The sequence below is a fragment of the Mesorhizobium sp. M3A.F.Ca.ET.175.01.1.1 genome (assembly GCF_004791945.1).
Classification (GTDB): domain Bacteria; phylum Pseudomonadota; class Alphaproteobacteria; order Rhizobiales; family Rhizobiaceae; genus Mesorhizobium.
In genome coordinates this window covers 1-324 of sequence record NZ_SRTP01000242.1, presented here as the reverse complement: position 1 = coordinate 324, position 324 = coordinate 1, and the positions used below count along the sequence as shown (strand labels likewise).

The following is a 324-nucleotide window of genomic DNA, read 5'->3' as shown; positions in this document are numbered from 1 at the left end:
ACGCTGCGTATGCCAATGACGTGCGCTGCGTATGAACTACCTCACATTCATACGCAACGTATGTAGTTGTGGTATACACCCTTGTCGAGGAGCAGGATCATGCGAAACCCCTATGCGGAAATCTTTCGGGCTCCCGGCACGAAGGGCTTCGCCGCGGCGGCGTTTATCGCCCGGCTGCCGATCGCCATGGCGCCGATCGGCATCGTGGCGATGCTGTCGCAGACGTATGGCGAATACTGGCTGGCCGGCGCTGTCTCGGCGACTTACGCGCTGGTCAACGCCTTCCTGTCGCCGCAGGTATCGCGGCTGGTAGACCGGCTTGGC

1 pseudogene is annotated in these 324 nt (G+C 61.4%); it reads left to right on the top strand.

The features are described from left to right. Window positions 1-99: 99 nt before the first annotated feature. Window positions 100-324, top strand: a pseudogene (locus tag EN818_RS31500) (MFS transporter); the annotation flags it as partial.